The organism is Sphingobacterium sp. SG20118 (assembly GCF_044740685.1).
Lineage (GTDB): Bacteria > Bacteroidota > Bacteroidia > Sphingobacteriales > Sphingobacteriaceae > Sphingobacterium.
In genome coordinates this window covers 1,170,644-1,190,215 of record NZ_CP172826.1, presented here as the reverse complement: position 1 = coordinate 1,190,215, position 19,572 = coordinate 1,170,644, and the positions used below count along the sequence as shown (strand labels likewise).

General features: G+C 37.6%; 15 protein-coding genes and 1 tRNA gene. 8 read left to right on the top strand and 8 right to left on the bottom strand.

Annotation, left to right across the window (positions count from 1 at the left end; all coding sequences use genetic code 11):
• Positions 1-34 precede the first annotated feature (34 nt).
• The 4 genes from ACFX5U_RS05520 to ACFX5U_RS05505 form a co-directional block, all read right to left on the bottom strand.
• The gene (locus ACFX5U_RS05520) at positions 35-2,305 is read right to left on the bottom strand and encodes a 7TM diverse intracellular signaling domain-containing protein (RefSeq protein WP_400262726.1); all 2,271 of its coding nucleotides are present in this window, start codon (positions 2,303-2,305) and stop codon (positions 35-37) included.
• Complete coding sequence (locus ACFX5U_RS05515) at positions 2,218-3,306, bottom strand: ThiF family adenylyltransferase (RefSeq protein WP_400262725.1); 1,089 nt, start codon at positions 3,304-3,306, stop codon at positions 2,218-2,220. The genes ACFX5U_RS05520 and ACFX5U_RS05515 overlap by 88 nt, the downstream gene beginning before the upstream one ends.
• Positions 3,307-3,326: 20 nt before the next feature.
• Positions 3,327-4,139, bottom strand: a complete 813-nt coding sequence (locus tag ACFX5U_RS05510) for a hypothetical protein (protein ID WP_038696896.1) — start codon at positions 4,137-4,139, stop codon at positions 3,327-3,329.
• Between the two features lie 250 nt (positions 4,140-4,389).
• Positions 4,390-5,430 carry a linear amide C-N hydrolase gene (locus ACFX5U_RS05505; RefSeq protein WP_400262724.1) on the bottom strand — a complete coding sequence of 347 codons (1,041 nt, stop codon included), beginning with the start codon at positions 5,428-5,430 and terminating at the stop codon, positions 4,390-4,392.
• Positions 5,431-6,007: 577 nt separating this feature from the next.
• On the opposite strand from ACFX5U_RS05505, the gene ACFX5U_RS05500 reads away from it, so the two are divergent.
• The 7 genes from ACFX5U_RS05500 to ACFX5U_RS05470 all read left to right on the top strand — a co-directional run bounded on the left by ACFX5U_RS05500 (position 6,008) and on the right by ACFX5U_RS05470 (position 14,309).
• Positions 6,008-6,691 carry a response regulator transcription factor gene (locus ACFX5U_RS05500; protein WP_038696893.1) on the top strand — a complete coding sequence of 228 codons (684 nt, stop codon included), beginning with the start codon at positions 6,008-6,010 and terminating at the stop codon, positions 6,689-6,691.
• Positions 6,688-8,055, top strand: coding sequence for an ATP-binding protein (locus ACFX5U_RS05495; protein WP_400262723.1), 1,368 nt, complete (start codon positions 6,688-6,690; stop codon positions 8,053-8,055). Before ACFX5U_RS05500 ends, ACFX5U_RS05495 begins: the two co-directional genes overlap by 4 nt.
• Positions 8,056-8,330: 275 nt before the next feature.
• Positions 8,331-9,479, top strand: coding sequence for an efflux RND transporter periplasmic adaptor subunit (locus ACFX5U_RS05490; protein WP_051959788.1), 1,149 nt, complete (start codon positions 8,331-8,333; stop codon positions 9,477-9,479).
• Positions 9,480-9,586: 107 nt separating this feature from the next.
• Positions 9,587-12,673, top strand: coding sequence for an efflux RND transporter permease subunit (locus ACFX5U_RS05485; protein ID WP_400262722.1), 3,087 nt, complete (start codon positions 9,587-9,589; stop codon positions 12,671-12,673).
• A gap of 22 nt (positions 12,674-12,695) precedes the next feature.
• On the top strand, positions 12,696-13,481 hold the full coding sequence (locus ACFX5U_RS05480; protein ID WP_400262721.1) for a TolC family protein: 786 nt from the start codon (positions 12,696-12,698) through the stop codon (positions 13,479-13,481).
• Positions 13,381-13,998 carry a TolC family protein gene (locus ACFX5U_RS05475; protein WP_400262720.1) on the top strand — a complete coding sequence of 206 codons (618 nt, stop codon included), beginning with the start codon at positions 13,381-13,383 and terminating at the stop codon, positions 13,996-13,998. The genes ACFX5U_RS05480 and ACFX5U_RS05475 overlap by 101 nt, the downstream gene beginning before the upstream one ends.
• Before the next feature lie 238 nt (positions 13,999-14,236).
• Positions 14,237-14,309: transfer RNA gene (locus tag ACFX5U_RS05470), tRNA-Lys, on the top strand.
• Positions 14,310-14,569: 260 nt separating this feature from the next.
• On the opposite strand, the gene ACFX5U_RS05465 is transcribed toward ACFX5U_RS05470, so the two are convergent.
• From ACFX5U_RS05465 to nagB, 4 genes are all read right to left on the bottom strand, one after another.
• Positions 14,570-15,037: a hypothetical protein gene (locus ACFX5U_RS05465; protein ID WP_400262719.1), complete on the bottom strand. Its 468-nt coding sequence runs from the start codon at positions 15,035-15,037 to the stop codon at positions 14,570-14,572.
• Positions 15,038-15,044: 7 nt separating this feature from the next.
• The gene (locus tag ACFX5U_RS05460; protein WP_400262718.1) at positions 15,045-15,449 is read right to left on the bottom strand and encodes a C10 family peptidase; all 405 of its coding nucleotides are present in this window, start codon (positions 15,447-15,449) and stop codon (positions 15,045-15,047) included.
• 1,433 nt (positions 15,450-16,882) lie between these two features.
• A complete protein-coding gene (locus ACFX5U_RS05455; RefSeq protein ID WP_400262717.1) occupies positions 16,883-17,317 on the bottom strand; it encodes a hypothetical protein in 435 nt (144 codons plus the stop codon).
• A 458-nt stretch (positions 17,318-17,775) separates the two neighbouring features.
• Positions 17,776-18,558: a glucosamine-6-phosphate deaminase gene (gene nagB / locus ACFX5U_RS05450; RefSeq protein ID WP_400262716.1), complete on the bottom strand. Its 783-nt coding sequence runs from the start codon at positions 18,556-18,558 to the stop codon at positions 17,776-17,778.
• A gap of 506 nt (positions 18,559-19,064) precedes the next feature.
• Here nagB and ACFX5U_RS05445 point away from each other — a divergent pair.
• Positions 19,065-19,553 (top strand): GNAT family N-acetyltransferase, encoded by a 489-nt coding sequence (locus ACFX5U_RS05445; protein ID WP_280569582.1) that lies wholly within the window; start codon positions 19,065-19,067, stop codon positions 19,551-19,553.
• The last annotated feature ends 19 nt before the right edge of the window (positions 19,554-19,572 follow it).

Here is a 19,572-nt window from a genome sequence, read left to right as displayed (position 1 = left end):
AATAAAATTAATGACTTTCAAGGCACACTGTTCCTTAAATATTTTGTCGTATTGGGATAATCAATATAAATGAAGTCCCCTCCCCTTCTACAGACTCAATTTCTATTTTGCCATTATGCTTGATTATGGTATTGTAAGCGATAGACATGCCCAAACCCGTACCCTCCCCTACATCTTTAGTTGTAAAAAAAGGTTCGAAAATGCGATCTCGGATATGGTCCGGAATCCCTATGCCATTATCCCTTATTATAACATAAATAGCCGATGCATTTTCACACACTCCTGTCTCCAGTGTTAATTTCGCTCCATCCCTTGTCTTTACTTTATCATGAAGTGCATAAATCGCATTCGTGATGATATTCAAAAATACCTGATTCAATTTACCTGCATAGCATTCAATCTTCGGGAGGGCACCATATTTCTTCTGCACAACAATTCCATCTTGCACCAAACTATTAAGGATAACCATCGTTGACTCTAAGCCTTCGTTAATATCCGCAAATTTGAGGGTATCCTCGTCAACACGTGAAAAAATCCGTAGGCTCTTAACAATTTCTGCAGTCCTATTGGCACCATCACTCATTCCTTTAAGCAAGAATTCGACTTCAGTTTTGAGATAATCCAAATCAATTTCATCTTTGAAATTTTCGATACGTGATCTCTTCTCATCTGAAGATAAATTATCATCCAGAGCTACCTGTTCGACCTCCTCCAAAGTCTCCCAAATCATTTTAATGTCGCGCTTCAAAGGAGCAACATTAGAAGTCACAAAATTAATCGGATTATTGATTTCATGAGCTACCCCAGCAGTCAATTGCCCTAAAGAGGCCATTTTCTCTGCTTCAACAAGTTGTGACTGTGTTTCTTTAAGATGAGTTAAAGTAGCCTGTAAAGACTCATTAGAAGCAGTCAACGCACGAGTTCTTTCTTCAACTTTGTCTTCTAAAATGACATTTTGCTCACGAATCAATAATTGATTTTCTAATGAAATGGACAATTCGCGTGCTTGAGATTCATCTTTTTCCTTACGATAGATATTGATCTTATCTCCTAATGCAAAAGAAAGTAAAATGGCTTCAAATACCGACCCAATTTGAACAGCTCTTACGGTGAAAAAGTTATAGGGGAGTAAATTGTAGTCCTTAAATACATATACCACTACACTGACTAAAAACACACACCATGCAATCAAAAAATATTTCGTTTGTTCATATTTTTCACGACTCAATTTGAACGCTAAAATTAAAACAATTATAGACCCTCCACCGGCTACTACATTGACTAATTTATATGCTGGAATTAAGTAACCGAAACATAAAAATCCGATTGCAATAAAATACCCAATTAAGAAAATATTCAATAATTTATTGAGTTTAGGAGCATCCTTCGCAGTTTGGAGAAATGACTTGACAAAATATATCGCACCTATTCCAGACATCGCTCCAGAAAAAGTTAATAATCGATTTAAAACCCAGCGATTATGAATAGAAAATATCGGCTCAAGAATTCCTAGCACTGCACATTGTGCTATAGTAACCCAAAAAATATAGTTAACATATATTATATAGTGTTTCTCACCTGTAGAAAAATATAAAAATATATTGTAAAAAATCATCGACATCATCAGCCCAATAAACAATGCTGAAAAAATATCGGTATCTAAGAGTATTTCCAGTAATCCTTTTTCAGTATGAATCGAAATTGGCACTAACAATTGTGTGTTACTTCTGAGTTTGAAATAACATATCACATCTTCCCCTTTTTTAATAGGAATTTCAAATAGGTAAAATTGATGGGGGTAATCACGCTTATTTAAGGCTGTTCCCGATTCGAAACGCGTACTATCTATAACCCCATTCTTTAAAGAATAAAAAACGACCTCATCGATATTGGCATGCGAGAGATTTACCACTAACTTCTCTTCGTCAGTAAGATTTTTCAACTCAAACCTTATCCAATTATTTACATCACCGATCCCCAAATTAGGCACATCATCCTTGCTTTCATTGAACAAATTAGTGTGATCAATGATATCCGTAATGCTAAGCTGCTTTGTAGCATCTTGGAATAAAGAAACATGCTTCCCAATATATACAGCTGAACTATCTTTTTCAAACTGAAGCGGCACCATCGCATGCAAAGCGAGATACGCGGTCATTAAAAAAATAAATAGCACTAGATTTTTAATATTCGCACCAAAAATGTACTTCATAGAAATCAATTGCGACTGTGACTTGCCAAACCTTCCATATCCAGGTAATAACGACCCGACAGCACAGGTTGTCCAAGCAATAATCTTCGACATACCGAGGTAGTCATAGCACTACCTAAAACAACTTCAGAAGCAAGTTGAGGCCAGGAAATAATCGATTTTTTAATTTCCGGCACTGACTTTTTCATCCGATCAGATAGATTTTCAGCATCCACAAGTTGCATGAGGTACCTTAACCTTTCTCCTTCCGATAACATATCCAATTTTTCTCTTGTCAAATCATCTACTAAGCCATGAAAAATTGGACGCTCCGGTTCCAGATCAAATCGTTCAACATCCAACATACCCCGATCATTTGTGTCCATGACAACTGGAATTCGAAATTTCCTTGCACAAATTCTACTTTCAATTTTAACTTCAAAACTATCACATACCTCAACAAGCAAATCTAGTTGTCCATTTCCTCCTAAAAAATCATCGTAATTACCGTGGCTTACACCCGTTGGAAAAATTTCAACCTGAATAAAAGGATCTATTTCTACAATCTCCCTTGCAGCAATAATAACCTTTGGAACAGATAGATTAAAAATACCTGTACGTAGTCTATTCAAATTACTAAGATCCAACTCATCAAAATCAGCAATTCTTAATATCCCACAAGTCCGCTCCATGGCCATGGTCAATGCGATAGCGTGACCAACAGATAAACCAATAATCCCTACTTTTTTATTAGCAAGAGTATCACGTTCAGCTTCTGTTATTTTTAATTGATTACGATTCGTCCTGACCTCAACAAATTCTTGCTCATCAAGAACATGAATCAGTGTTTTTCGCCACGGATAATAGACCCAAACGCCATACTCATCTAAAGACTTCCCATTTAGTAGCGCTTGTACATACCCGTCAAATTGTTCGGGTGAAACCCATCCAGCTGGAAATCTGCAACGAATTAATTCATTAATCTGCCTTTCGATTTCATCAAACACAAATACGATATCACCATTCTTCCGTAGTGTATCCAATGATAACATATCTTGTGTAACTGTTTTTCTAAAGTATAGAGGTTTATAGGCTAAATTTAAGTTCTTGATCATATTTTTATTTCGAATTGATGTTACATTATCTGCACATCTTTTTCCTTCATATTAATATCTAATATTGTCTGCTTTCTAGCATTATGAACGATGGTTTTCAAATCCCACTGATCCATATTATCCAATTGCAGCATATAATGTATTTCAATTTCTTTTGAACGCAATTCCTCTATCCTAACGACATCACCGTGATTTCTTAAGTCCATGATGGCATTTTTGTCGCCTTCATCAGCTAAACTCAAATTATCTACATCATCAAGAATCATTGTCGTAGCAAGGAGGTCTAACTTTGGGTAATAAAATGTACCATTATTTCCAACGCTACTTTCCAGTCGATATCCAACACTTTTGGTCAGATTTATCGTATACGGAGCACAAAGAGCAAATAATGATTTGATACCTATTTGAGGAGCAATAGCGATTGCCGCTCTAGTCAGAAAGATACTTCCGATACCGTAGCCAGCAATTTCCCTAGAATTCCATAGACCACAACCTTCGCCTGTTCCTTCTTGCGCATAATCCCAAACCAAGTCAAAGATTTTAGGATCCATCTTCCCAGTAGCTTCTTCGATAGGAAGCGGTTGTGAGCCCCCCGCAACATGTATGCGTGCACCGCCATATACATTTTCTCCATCAAGAGACTCAACAATCAATACAAAGGCAGCTGGATTATACATCCAATCATTTTTGGATGACGTTACTTTTTTAACACCTATTGCTGCCAACACATGCTCATGTCCCTGTATAAAACGTTCACAAGTTCTGGGGTCATCAATAGCACGAAACGCTCTTAGCCTGACTACAGGACGTCCATCTTTAAGTATTAGTGACATGAAATGGTTATAAATATTTTTTTAAAGTTCAAAAATAATCAATAAAACTGAAAGGCGTAACGTATTGATACAAATAATCAAAGGCATAGCAGTTCTACCTCAATTTCTTTTCATTCCACACCTAAATACCGTTACACTAAACTATTTCTTTCTAAATCTAGTAGTTTTTATCTAATATCAAATCATCCGTTAAGAAAACAAAAAGAACCGTCTTAACAATAGATAAAACAGTTCTTTTATTTTAGTACAATTAAATTCCTAAAAACTTAAAAGGATCGGCAACTTTAAAATTGCTATTGGATAAACCGTTATACGTGGCAAATTGATTTAAATCTAACTTCATCGTTTTGGCTCCCTTCTGCAAATCAAATTTTGTCAAATCAACCCAAAACGTATTCGGTGTCAGAACCGTTTCAAAATAATAAATTTTATTTTTTTGATCAGCAACAGAACGCCAACGCGTAGAGGAAATATTAGGCTCTGTAGGTGAACTTATACCAAACGGTACCGAACAATTTCGAATCACACTAAATACACTAGCCACAGCAGTTCTAACATCGTCAGTCTGTGGAATCGCATTGATATAATAGGATGCTCTAACAAAACGATCTGCGGCACGATTTGTACCTGGCAACATGACCGTACCTGGTATTCCTTCCCAGTAGCTATTCAAAGCAAGTTGTTCGGAAAATACGGGCGAATTTGTCATCACAGTATAAGCAACATCATGATGAATCATCAGTCTCCCATTTACATATTCAAAAATAGCATTATCACCTGAAGCATCAGAAATCGACAAATGCAGTGTTGCAAATTTCTTAGTTCCTGGAATATAATCACTCACAACAACAAATGGTTCATCCCGCAATGCCGTAACCGCTTCACTTACATTTGCAAAATTATCCAAGACATACTGTGCCCAAGCCGAGATCGTGATTCCCTGTTTATCACCAGCAGGATTGAATTTTGGATAACTAGACTCTACTAACCATAATACATTAGCCACTAAGCCCTTTTCATTCAAGCCGTCAACAGTTGCAATATCCCATGCACTTGAAATGACACTTCCATACTTTGAAGTCCATTTCAGGGACTTAGGTCCTACCTCACCATTCCGGTCCATACCACGCGGGAACACCCATAGATTAGCTGAAATTTCGTCCTTCCAATCCATACTCCGCGCTGTAATTACGGTACCATTAGGCCCTTTATACACCACTCGCGTGCAGGCCGCCGTTTCTTTTCGTAGAAAAAGAAACACAACAAAAACAATTGAAAAAAGATACTTCATATGAACTGATTTAATGAATAATAACATAATCCTACTCTTTAATTTCTTGTAAAAAAAGTGATCTATTAGTGCTACAATTACACTTTATATCCAATTACTAATCACCTTCTCAACTGCATACTAATTGGTCTATAAAAATATACGGCAGTAACCTAATACGAAGTTAATTAAAAAACCTTAAAAATTAATTTCCAACATTTATTAATTTAGTTTTTCTGATTTTTCAATAAAATTAAAGTAATATCTACTGGCAATACGTTTTTCACCTTAAAAATAAGACCGCCAACATGAAGCAAGTATCATGCTGGTTACAACAAAAATAAATTAGCAAAGTTTCCTGATTACAATAATAGCATCTTAAATTGTAAGTTTGTATCTGAACAAATACAATGGGTATAGGACTCAGCGTTGGTGAGTTCATATATCCCGTTAAAAAAATACAGATATAAATATCCGAGTTTACAAGCTCACGAAGCAATTTATCTAATGAAACCATTATGGGCTACAAGATTTCACAAACCGTGATGAATTAGGTGCTCATGATAGCTTTATCGCAATTAAAAAACAATTTATTCTGATGAAAATATTAATTGTAGAAGACGACCAACGTGTTGCAGAACTTATAAAAAGAGGACTGGAAGAACAAGGCTTTACGACCACTTTGGCATACGATGGCCTTTCTGGAAAAAAGCTGTCTTCGCAAGATAATTTCGATCTGATTATTACCGATATCATCCTTCCCAAAATGGACGGGTTAGATCTTTGTAAACACATTAGACAAACAAGACCTGACCTACCGATCATCATGCTTACTGCACTTGGTACGACGGACGATAAAGTAGAAGGCTTCGATGCTGGAGCAGATGACTATTTAGTAAAACCTTTCGAAATGCGTGAGCTTTTAGTACGAATTAGAGCATTACTAAAGCGAAATCAACATCAGTCAAACAGCCAAGGTTTTGTCTTGCGCTATGAGGATCTCGAAATGAACTTACACAGCAAAATCGTAAAACGGAATCAACAAGAGATCGATTTAACTCCAAAAGAATTCAAGTTATTGGAATATTTGATGCAAAATCCGAATCGGGTATTGTCTCGCGTAGAAATAGCTGATAAAGTTTGGGAGACCCATTTCGACACTGGTACCAACTTTATTGACGTATACATCAACTATCTTAGAAAAAAAATAGACCGCAATTTTGATAAAAAACTTATTCATACAAAATCTGGAATGGGCTTTATTCTGAAGAAGGAATCATGAAAATAAGAACGCGACTGATTATACTATTTACAGTAACAACGGCAATCATATTAGGTCTGTTTGCTACCGTGATTTATTTATCTGCTAAGGAAAACCGGCAAATTGAGTTTTACAACCTACTCAAGAAAGAAGCCATTACCAAGGCCAATCTCTTTCTAAACGCTAATGTTGACAAAAAGATATTGCAAGATATCTACCATAATAACCGAAAAATACTCAATGAAGTTGAAGTTGCCATTTATAACACCCACTTTGACCTACTGTATCATGATGCTGTTGACCTAGATTTTGTCAAAGAAACCAAGCCAATGATTGATGAAATATACCAAAAAGGGGAAATTGAATTTTATCAGGAAGGCTGGCAAGTAATAGGCTTACAGTATATCTATGAAGGCAAGAAATATATCGTTACCGCAGCTGCGTATGATCAATATGGTTATAGTAAACTCAATAACTTACTCCACAACAGTATCCTTGTTTTTATTATTTCTATTTTATTCATACTTGTAGCAGGCATCTTTTTTTCTAAAAAAGCATTTGAACCTGTGCGTGCCATGATTGCGAAAGCAAAGAACATTTCCGCTACAAACCTAGATTTACGATTATCAAACAATGGTAATAAAGATGAGCTTTCTGAACTTGCCAATACATTCAATGAAATGCTCAACCGCTTGGAGAGTTCCTTCGATGCACAAAAGAATTTCGTCTCGAATATTTCACATGAATTGCGCACCCCACTAGCCGCTATTATTACAGAGCTTGAACTATCAAGCAACAAAGAACGTACGCCTAGTGAATATCAAACAGCGATTAAGGACGCTTTAAACGACTCGAAAAAATTAGTCCGTTTATCCAACAGCCTACTCGACTTGGCAAAAGCCAGTTACGATCCTACAGAAATTGCATTCAAGCCGATTCGTGTCGATGAAGTCTTATTAGATGCCAGACAACAAGTCCAAAAAACAAATTCAGACTTCAAAATCGATATCCATTTTGAAGATGAGATAGACAATGATGACCAGATTTCAGTCAATGGCAATGAATACCTACTAAAAGTAGCATTCACTAATCTTTTTGAAAACGGGTGCAAATTTTCTACTCCACATCGCTGTACCGTGTCGGTCCGATTTGACAGTAAAAATATAACTTTATTATTCGTTGATAAGGGAATCGGTATTTCAGAACATGACTTACTTCAAATTTTCACCCCATTTTATAGAGGGGAGAATAGAACATATACTTATGGACACGGTATTGGTTTGCCCCTCACACAAAAAATTGTGGCACTCCATAAAGGTGAAATAACTGTAGCTTCACAAGAAAACAAGGGAACCAGGTTCACCATCATTTTACCGCACTGCTAATCAGGAAAAACACGGTTTTTCACCAACCCCAGTGTGAAAGACTTTCAAACGCACGCTATTATCGATCTCATCTTTAATACAAATACCTTTCTAATAAAATTCTAATATTTTTCTATCACTCCTCTAACAGCTATCGCACGCTAAGTTGCGCACTTTTGCATTGTAAAAAAAATACAAATGGCCCTCTACTAAAAAGAAGGACCAAATAAGTAAATAAAGCGATATCGATAAAATCTTTAAGGCAGCATGAAGGCCTTTAAAAAACGAATAGATTAATGAATAGACAATTAATTCTAATGAAAACAACAAAAAAAAAACACATCACTTTTATAAGAATCCTTTTTATTTCGCTATCCCTATTGGGTTGCCAAACAAAAGTCGAACATGAAAAAATAGCAGATTTCACTGTTAGCGGAGATACCATTTATGTACACGATAAAGCACAAGTAATCGCACAGTTAAAGACCATTACCATACAACAAGAATCGCATCAGCTCGAGCTCGTAGCAGCAGGAACAGTGAAAGCTATTCCTAATCTATATGCAGAGATTGCTTCTCCTTTTTCAGGAAGAGTGACCGCCGTGCAACTTAAATTAGGGATGAAGACAAAACCAGGCACTCCTTTATTTGAGCTCGCCTCACCTGAATTTACAGACACGCAAAAGCTATTTTTTCAAGCAAAAACAGCCTATCAAAATGCAGGACTAATTTTAAAACGACAACAAGACCTCAAAATTAATGGAGTCGGCTCAGAAAAAGATGTCGAAGAAGCAAGGGCAAATTATGAGATTACTCAGAAAGAATATCAAAATGCTTTAGCCTCACTCCAGATATTCAATGTAAATGTAGAGAAGCTCGTTTTAGGACAACCCCTTATTGTTCGATCACCTATAGCAGGAGAAGTCATCACGAATGATATCGTCATGGGTCAATACATCAAATCGGACGAAACTCCTCGTGCAAAGGTCGCCGAATTGAGCAAAGTCTGGGTCGTAGGTATGGTGAAAGAACAACATCTCCATCTCATCAATAAACTTGATGTTGCTGAAATTGCTATTGCAGCCTTCCCAGGCAAGAAGATAAAGGGTAGCATTTACCACATTGATGAGATCGTCAATGAAGATACACGCAGCGTGCAAGTGCTTATCGAGTGTCAGAACCCAGATCGCCTGCTCAAGCCTGGGATGTATGTAACGGTCAATTTTATTGAAAAACCATCCGACGCGATCTTTATACCCGAAAAATCACTGTTGCAATACAATGACCAAAGTTATGTACTCGTGCAAATCGGTAAAAACAAATATGTAAAACGTGATGTGGAGACCGGTGTCACAGAGGAGGGTAAAGTACAGATTGTAGCGGGTTTAATCGCAGGAGACAGCATTATCAGTGAAGGTGCATTCTATTTACTAAATGCGAAATAAAGAACAATACAAAACATATTAGCAGTGAAACCATCATGGATACAAGAGCTCACAAAATTAAGTCGTGCTCCTGATAGCTTCATCGCCTTTAAAAATAAGTTATTCTGATGAAAAACATATTCACCAATACCATCGCCAAACGCTGGCTTATTTTAGCACTTTTTACGCTAATGACCTTCTTTGGATATTACTCATGGACCCAACTTTCTATAGAAGCTTACCCCGATATCGGCGACGTCAGTTCACAAGTGGTGACACAAGTACCGGGTCTTGCAGCCGAAGAAATAGAACAACAGATTACCATTCCAATAGAGCGTGCTATAAACGGCTTACCAGGTATGCATGTCATGCGTAGTAAAAGTACATTCGGGCTTTCCATGGTCACGATTGTCTTTCAAGATGGAACAGACGATTATTTCGCAAGAGCAAGGATTCAGGAGCGCCTGGCAGATTTGGAACTTCCCTATCAGGCAGCACCAAATCTTGACCCCCTCACCTCCCCTACAGGCGAGATATTCCGGTACATCATCGAAAGTAAATCGCATGACCTACGTGAACTAACCGATCTGCAAACTTTCGTCATCATACCCCGTATAAAACAAGTATCGGGCGTAGTCGATGTGACTAATTTCGGGGGGATTACCACACAATTTCAGATTGAAATCGAGCCACAAAAATTGGAGCAATATGGAATTTCCCTGAGTGAGGTCGTTAATAAAGTCGAAGCCAATAACACCAATGCAGGTGGAAGCGTGATGAATAGAGGAGATCAGTCTTACGTTGTAAGAGGTATTGGACTTGTCAGAACATTGGATGATATTGGCAATATTGTAGTCAAATCACAACAGGGTACAGCAATTTTGATGAAAGATATCGGTCAAATCAAATATGGCAATCTAGAACGAAAAGGTGCTTTAGGCTATTCAGACAAACGTGGTGTAAACTATTCAGACAATATCGAGGGAATCGTGCTCTTATTGAAGGGACAAAATCCATCGGTTGTTTTAGAAGGCGTGAACGCAGCTGTTGAAGAACTAAATGATAGCATTCTACCAGAAGGAGTCCAGATCCATCCGTTCATGGACCGTACCCACCTGGTTGAAACGACGTTACAAACCGTTTCACACACTCTTTTAGAAGGAATGGGATTAGTCATTATCGTACTGATTGTATTTTTAGGAAGTTGGCGCGGTGCGCTACTGGTTGCTATTACCATACCAGTAGCCTTATTAACTGCCTTTATCCTCATGCATTTCACCAATGTTCCAGCCAACTTACTGTCATTGGGTGCTATTGATTTTGGGATTATCGTCGATGGTGCAATTGTGATGATGGAAGCGATATTGAAAAAAAGAGAGGAAAATGAACATGAAGAACTCACCGAGTTTGGCGTGGCATCCCTAGTCAAGCAAATGGCTAAACCGATATTTTTCGCAACGATTATTATCATCACTGCCTACATTCCCTTGTTTGCCTTTGAACGCGTGGAGAAAAAATTATTCACTCCTATGGCGTTCACAGTAGGTTATGCCTTATTAGGAGCACTATTAGTAGCCTTATTTCTGATTCCAGGACTTGCTTACGTGGTCTATAGAAAGCCTCAAAAAGTATATCATAATAAATGGTTGGAGAAAATAACATCTGGCTACCATCGCCATGTGAATAAATTATTACAGCATCCAAAACGTGTGTTTTTACCTCTAGTACTTATATTCTCTGGTGCTGTGTTACTGACATCTACAGTTGGTAAAGACTTTCTACCCCCATTGGACGAAGGTTCCATCTGGCTACAAGTGTCTCTTCCTCCTGGAATAACGGTAGAAAAATCAAAAGAAATGAGCGATACGCTACGGGCTCGCACCTTAAAGTACGATGAAGTGACCTATATCATGGTACAAGCCGGCCGTAATGATGATGGCACAGACGCTTGGACACCTTCACATTTTGAGTGTAGCGTCGGATTGCTCCCTTATAAACAATGGAAAAATGGTCGAACCAAAGCTGATCTCATCGAAGAACTTGCTGCAGAATATGCACAGATGCCCGGTTATGATGTTGCCTTTTCTCAACCCATGATAGATGGTGTCATGGATAAAATAGCCGGAGCACATAGCGAATTGGTGGTAAAAGTATATGGCGAAGATTTCAAGGAAATCCGTAGGGTAGCAGAAGAAGTGCTTTCGACATTACGAAAAGTAAAAGGCGCAGTAGATTTGGCTATTGATCAAGAGCCCCCATTGCCCCAGTTACAGATTAAAGCAGATCGCAACAAAATAGCGCAATACGGACTAAACATCGCTGATGTTTCAGACCTTATTGAAACGGCTATCGGCGGAAAAGCGATTTCTCAAATATTTCAAGAAGGAAAAGTATATGATATTATCTGTCGTTATAATGAAGAAAGTCGCAATACACCGGAAAAAATAGGAAATCTGATGCTCACCAATGAATCAGGAGCTAAAATTCCACTATCGCAGATTGCTGAAGTAAAACTCAATACAGGTGAGAGCACCATCGCTCGCGAGATGAATAAAAGACATTTAACAGTACGTCTTAACCTCCGCGGCAATGATTTGAGTTCATTTTTAAAAGAAGCACAAGCTAAAATAGAACAGGATATCCCCTATGACCACGACAGTATTAAAATCAAATGGGGCGGTCAATTTGAGAATCAAAATCGAGCATATCAACATCTGGCCATCATCGTACCTATAGCATTAGCGATTATGTTCATACTCCTTTATGGTGCTTTTGGGAGTTTTGCCCAAGCAGGATTGCTGATGAGCGTTGTCCCACTTGCCATATTTGGTGGCATGCTTGCCTTAAATGTTCGTGGAATGACCCTCAATGTATCTTCGGTAGTTGGTTTCATTGCTCTTTTTGGTGTTGCCATTCAAAACGGAGTATTGATGATATCACAATTCAATACCTTACGAAAAAAAGGCTATTCCTTACGACAAGCTGTTTCTGAAGGTTCACAACATCGCTTTAGACCGGTCATCATGACGGCTACAGTTGCTATTTTAGGCCTACTACCCGCATCCCTAGCTACAGGCATCGGTTCGGATGTGCAAAGACCATTGGCTACTGTAATCGTTTACGGATTATTCTTTGCGACCATCATCACACTCTATGCTTTGCCATCGCTCTATTATCTTTTAGAGAAAAAGAACGCTAAAAAAAAGGAGCATTAGTATTCACCATAAAAACAAGGACATGTTAAACGTCAAAAAAATAAATAAGAAAAATCTATTACTCACCTGCTACATCCTTGTGCTCACTGCGGTAGCACAAGGTCAGGTCGATACTTCTTTTCAAAAAAAAACAATCGCTTACTCCGATTATATGGAAGCTGTAGCCAAGAACAATAAGGCTTTTGCTGCAGAAAAATTCAATATTCCTATTTCAGAAGCCGGTATAGAGATGGCTAAAGTTATCCCAGATCCCGAATTCAGTGCCGGTATCTTTAATAACGACCAGCGCAATAAAAAGATGGGTTACGGATACACCGCTGAACTTGATTGGACAATAGAGCTTGGAGGAAAACGGAAGGCGCGCGTAGATCTTGCTAAAAGTGAATCCGAACTCAGCAAACACATTCTGATTGACTATTTTCGAAATCTTCAAGCAGATGCCACCCTTCAATATCTACTTAGCATCCAACATGAACAGCTTGTAAAACTGCAGCTCAATTCCTACGAAGCGATGAGCCAATTAGCAAAATCGGATAGTATGCGAGCGAAATTAGGTGCCATTACAGAAGTAGATGCTAAACAAAGTAAACTCGAAGCCTCAACCCTATGGAATGAAGCCACTTCGTCTATTGGAAGTTGGAAATCATCGCTGAGTAATCTAGCCTTACTGATGGGAAATTCGCAAATGGGCACCTTGTTGGCAACTGTTGGAGATTTTTCAGCCTTCCATAGAAACTTCCAATTGGCAGAAACTGATCGAGAGCGCACAACTGAATCGCGCAGATCTGCTATACGCGTTGCAAAATAAGGATGTGTCCGAAAAGATGATAAAATTGGCAAAGGCCAATAGAATCATTGATTTGGGCTTAGTTGCCGGTGTGGAATACAATGAAACAGCTAAAAATGAAACCGCTCCCAGCCCTTCTTTCACACAAAGCAATATTGGAGTACGGGTTCCATTAAAATTTTCCAACAAACGAAAAGGAGAACTAAAAGCTGCTTACTATACCGCTCAACAATCGGAAGTGGCATATAGTCAGGTCGAGTTGCAGGTACAGCGCGATGTTACCCAAGCATTTTACCAATACGAAGCCACCCAAAAACAACTACAACAATTTGATAACGGCTTACTTCAAGATGCAAAATCTATCTTAGATGGCAAACTATATAGCTACAAACGAGGTGAAACGAGTTTATTAGAAGTGTTAACGGCACAACGTACCTACAATGAAGTGCAACAACATTATTATGAAATACGGTTCAATAATGCTGTAGCGCTTGTAGAATTAGAGCGATCAGTTGGAATCTGGGATATCAATTTTTAATATCGCGGTGCAATAAATGCATATTTTAAGATTAAATAGGTATTTGAAGCCTTTAATTTTGGTCGAATGAGCACGTAAATCAGAAAATCACAGTCTAAAAATAGCATCTTAAAAAAATATTCTCCCTCAAAATAAAGGATTTAAGGAATAATTACGACATACGTTTGGCATATGTCAAGTATTTTTCTACCTTTGCATCACTCCAAACAACGAAGGAAACTTCAGAAATAAAGAGTACGATTTAGTAGCTCAGCTGGTAGAGCAATACACTTTTAATGTATGGGTCCTGGGTTCGAATCCCAGCTGGATCACAAAAAAAGCTTCACATAAATGTGAAGCTTTTTTTGTATCTGCTGTATTCGAACAGAAGTTACCCTTCTAGTCATAAATCATCTTAACGGATTGCCAGTGTAGGGATGAAAATTTGCAGTGTATTTATTAAACGGTCGAACTTTTTTGATATAGATGATTTATATCAATTCTGCTATTAGAGGGGGTGGGCGATTTTATAAGCCATAAGTGAGAAATGACGAAGACCACTGATCAGTGGTCTTCGTCATTTTTTAGATAATTATTTTTTAAGTTGTACCTTCAGTGGCTTAGCCCGCAAGTCTATCGAAATACTTTCTCCATTTACAAATAGATCTGAGTACCCAACGCTACCACCGGTTTTTTGAACCTTAACCTTAATTGTTATATCATTATAACCTTTAACTTTTAATATGCTTTCAGCAAACTCATTATTTTGAGCGTCCACATTTGCAAACACAATCAGCATCTTATCCTGCCTATCATTTATAATATTCATATTCTTTGGAAAATCCAGGTTTTCATGATTTTGAAGGATTTTATCACCTGCACTTGTGACGTAATATAGATCCAGATCAGCTATTGTCAACTTCGAATTAAGGACATTTATACCATTCTCATCTACTAAATTTAGCTGAACCTTGTCATATAGGTTTGTTTGCTTAGTTTCCTCTTTCTTACATGCAATGAAAGAAAGAACACTTACGATTATTAACAATAACTTGTTCATATTGATTTTATTTATGAATAGAATAAACCATTTGTCGTTTATATTGGTAATTTCCATTACCTGAATCTGCATTGGCATACCCGAACCAGCCGTTATGCGAACCACCCCATCCCCAATTCATGTGGAGCCACAGATATCCCCCTCCTCCAACTGTTGAACCATCGGGTAAAGTTTCGGAACATGTTATGAGCTGGTGAGCTCCGTCTACTATCCATACATGTCCGCCACCGTATGTAGGAAAAATTGATCCGCTCTTGGTACTGTAACCTGATAATATAGCGGGCCTGTTACTTGTTATTTCACTCAAAACTGTCGAAGAATTAAAATCACCCGAAGTTGCGGAAGTGGAATACCCAAGACTTTTAAAAGTAGAGGAAATATCACTTATGTTGGCAGCCGCTCCGGTTTCCATCACAGTTATAATTTGAACCAACTGCATCCGCTGCCAGCCACATCAGTTTAGATATTTCATTTGCCCCTGCAGAAACATCTGAATAATTTGGAACACTACTGGGCATAATGCTATAATTAAATGTAGTTGGATACTGATGATATCTCATGACCTATGCCATTGCAGTGGCTACACAACCAGTAAAAGCTTTACCATTGCAATAAAAAGGAGTACAACTTTTCGCCGGCATATAATTATTTTAGCCACCGATTTGGTCCCAATTTGTTGTAAGAAGTGGACCCTTTACATATTCACTATCCTCACATTTTGGGGGTGGCGGTTTTGCGACATTTCCTCCAGCTGCCTTTGTTTTTATAGCAGAGACCATGTTACCGGATAATAGCTGAGTATATTTGACTTTCTTCAATAGAATAGCCGCAACATTGGTTCCCTGAGTTCCTCTTGCTTTGATAGCATCAATTTCAAGTTTTGTATCGTTCAGCCATGCATCTGTGGCAAGTTGTCCTTATTAATATCCTCCCTGTTACACGAAAAGAAGATAAAAATAGCTAAATACAAATAAATTTTTCTCATAATCTAGTTCTTATGGTTAGTATTATAAATATACAATAAAAATAATCATAAACTTTAATTAACGAAATAGATAACTTTTTTTAACCTATATAAGTTAATAAAAACAATAAATCAACTGCGATTTCGTAATTTTTTTAATTAATGGATTTTAGGGTATAGAAAATTAGGAAGTGTAACAATTTCATAACAAATTTTCAGGTTCCTCAATAAAAGAAGCATGATCCAATTTTTATGATTTTTCCTAGGTGCATGCTGAAATTACGGTATAGCTTCTTTTTAACTGGGCTTGTCTTATTTTGGACCGCGCTTTTCGTTGCAAGTTCTCGCCCGGCTGTGGGCTTTTCTCTTCAATCACTCACGCAGTTTTTATCATGAACCCCACCACGCTGCAAAGCACATTTACTCCATTTCACATTCCATTCGTAAAAGAGCTTTTAGCAGCTCAATATAGCAAATTGAAAGCTGCTTACCTTGCCGTCGCAACCACAAATCATCTTCCAATTCCCTATAAAATAATATAGCTTTTGAATTCATAAATCTTTAGAGAAAGATAAGATTAGGAATATCAGTTTTATCAAAAGAACAGTCGAAAAAGACATTCAAAGTACACAGGGCATTCAACCCTCAGCCCGCAAAAGACTACGGCATAAACACATGCCGTCGCACCCTCCCTTCCTTTATTCCGTTTCCTTTTGCCTTGCATCAATTCCCCTATGTACCGATTGACTTTCTTTTTTTTCCTGTTTTTTCTTTTGGATCAGTAATATAACTGTAGTCAACTCCTTCATCAGTTGCAAAGCGTTTTGCTATAGCCTTAATTTTAGCTTTTGGAATAGGCTTCCCGTAAAAAACAGCTCTATCTATATATCTAACGGCTTTTCGATGCTGTAGACTAAGGTTGTAATGGTTTTCCCTTTAATAGGAAAAACACCTAGTGTTCTAAATCTGAATGGTTCGCCCGACATATCCACCTCTTTTAATTGCGCGAGGTCGATTGGCTTATTAACCACGATGGGCTCATCATCAGCTAAAATACTATAACGATAGTGCTGTACCGGGTCTGTCGGTCTGAAATAGATTTGGATACTCACATTATTGACCTCCGGTAAATAATTAAAGGATGTATTAGGCTGATTTGGGAATGTATTGTCGTAATTGACATTTGCCGCCGAACTATCCACACACATCAGCAGCTTTCCTCCAGCAGCGTACGTATGAAAGAAGTTGATGCCTTGCGCATTTACTATTAATAGCGCAATAAAGAACCTGAGAACTGTAAAAATTAGCTTTTTCATAATATTTAATTTGCATCAAACTTGCGGTAATAATAGGAAAACTAAAACCATAAAACAGCAATGACATTGTTTGGAATAGTAAATGTAGTGTTCTGTGCAGTATTTGAATAGCGCAAAAGAAAATATCTGCGTTAACTAACCCAATTACGGTATTAGTCCACAGGGAGAGCGAGTGAAGCTTAAGACCAAAAGTGCTTAACGTAATAAATCAGTCATATTAATAAATACAGCTACTTTTTCTGTTTGAGAGTTGAAATAAAACACAATGTTAGTTTTTAACAAAATGTGCAAACTAAATCGCAAAAAAAGCTTCACATAAATGTGAAGCTTTTTTTGTTTCTGGCGGATTCGAAGAGAATCGTTGGGATGGGTTCCATCCCATGCAAGATCTGGAAATGACTTAGAGTGTCCACTATTTTCCACAATCCTCTAAATCATGTATTTCTACTCGGTTATTTTTAAAGACTTAATTTAGTTGCAGCACCTTTATCCAACACCATTTCAACTCCATCAAATTCTTGTAAATAAGTAGCGGGTACTTCTGTTGTGATCTCGCTCTCTAATGCTTTTTGAACGATCTCCGCTTTACCTTCACCCCATGCCATTAAGATGATTTTCTTTGCTTTAGCTATCGTACCTACACCCATCGTAATCGCATGAGTGGGCACATTGGCTATACCATCAAAGTTTGCCGCTGCATCTGCACGGGTTACCTCATTGAGTTCCACCAGTCGCGTAAGCGAATCGACTGTCGAACCCGGCTCATTAAAACCGACGTGTCCTGTTCTACCAATACCCAAAAGCTGTAGATCCAATCCGCCGTAGCTTGTTATCTTTTGTTCGTAGGCTTCACAGTAGGCAGCCACATCATCGCTAGCTATCTCACCATCAGGAATATTAACATGCTCCTTCACGACATCTACATGATCGAAAAGATGTTCATTCATAAATGCAACATAACTTTGCTTGGCTGTAGGCTCCATCGGGTAGTACTCATCCAAGTTAAAAGTGATTACATTCTGAAAGCTCAATTCTTCTTCTTTATGCATACGAATCAGTTCGTTGTATACCTCAATTGGTGTCGCACCCGTTGCTAAACCTAATACTGCCTTTTCTCCAGCTTCATTTTTAGATTTAATTAAATCTGCTATCTGTTGAGCTACCGCAATAGATGCCTCATGCTTGTTGTCGTACACGCTTACTGTTGTACCTTTGTACGTAGTATTATTTACTGTTTTCATATTTCTACTTTATTTATTTTTTTCGTTTACGAACCGTGCCTTTTTCATGAAAGCATCTGTTATATTTAAAGAGCATGTGCATAAAAATCCAGACTCATCATAATGGTTAATGATAATGTGCTCGAATCGGGCTCGAATGACCATGCTTTCTTTTTAAAGAATACTTATGTTTGGCTCGGTTAAAAACACAATGATACAAAGAATATATTCAGATAGTTTTTATTGGAATGAAATTAACTGGTTCGAGTTTTATACCTACTGAACTATACCATTCCCTATCCAATAGTCTACCAACTTAAAATCCAAGTTTTTTTGTTTTACCATTCAAGAAATATAAAATAGTTATCTTATTGATTGACAAAAAATTACTAATTTTATAGATACCTATTACGCTATATGGACATGGGGTATGTTTAGCGAAATTTCATTTCGCAAATGGTGTTATTATAGGGCATTTTAGGAAGACCCCCAAAAAACAATGGTAAACTCAACTAAGGCAAGAAAATATGACGAACGACAAACTTGACATAAAATTGAGACAAACAGAAGTTGCAGACTTAGCTATTTTTTTTCTCTTTCAACTTGACAAAGAAGCAAATCATCTCGCTGCGTTCACACCAAAAGATCCGACAGACAAAGCCGCATATTTGACCAAATACACAAAATTATTGAATGATCCAACCGTAAATAATCAGACAATTATAGCGGACAATGTTATTGTAGGAAGTATAGCAAAGTTTGTCATGGAGGACGATGCCGAAATTACCTATTGGATAGACAAAAAATTCTGGGGACAGGGAATTGCAACAAAAGCTTTAAAAAACTTTTTAGACATTGAAACGACAAGACCAATTTTTGGACGAGTTGCATTTGACAATTTTCGTTCACAAAACGTTCTAGAAAAAAGTGGCTTTCTCAAAATTGGTTGTGACAAAGGTTTTGCTAATGCACGACAAACTGAAATAGAAGAATTTATCTACAAGCTTGGCAGCTGAGCAATAGAAAAAACTACTT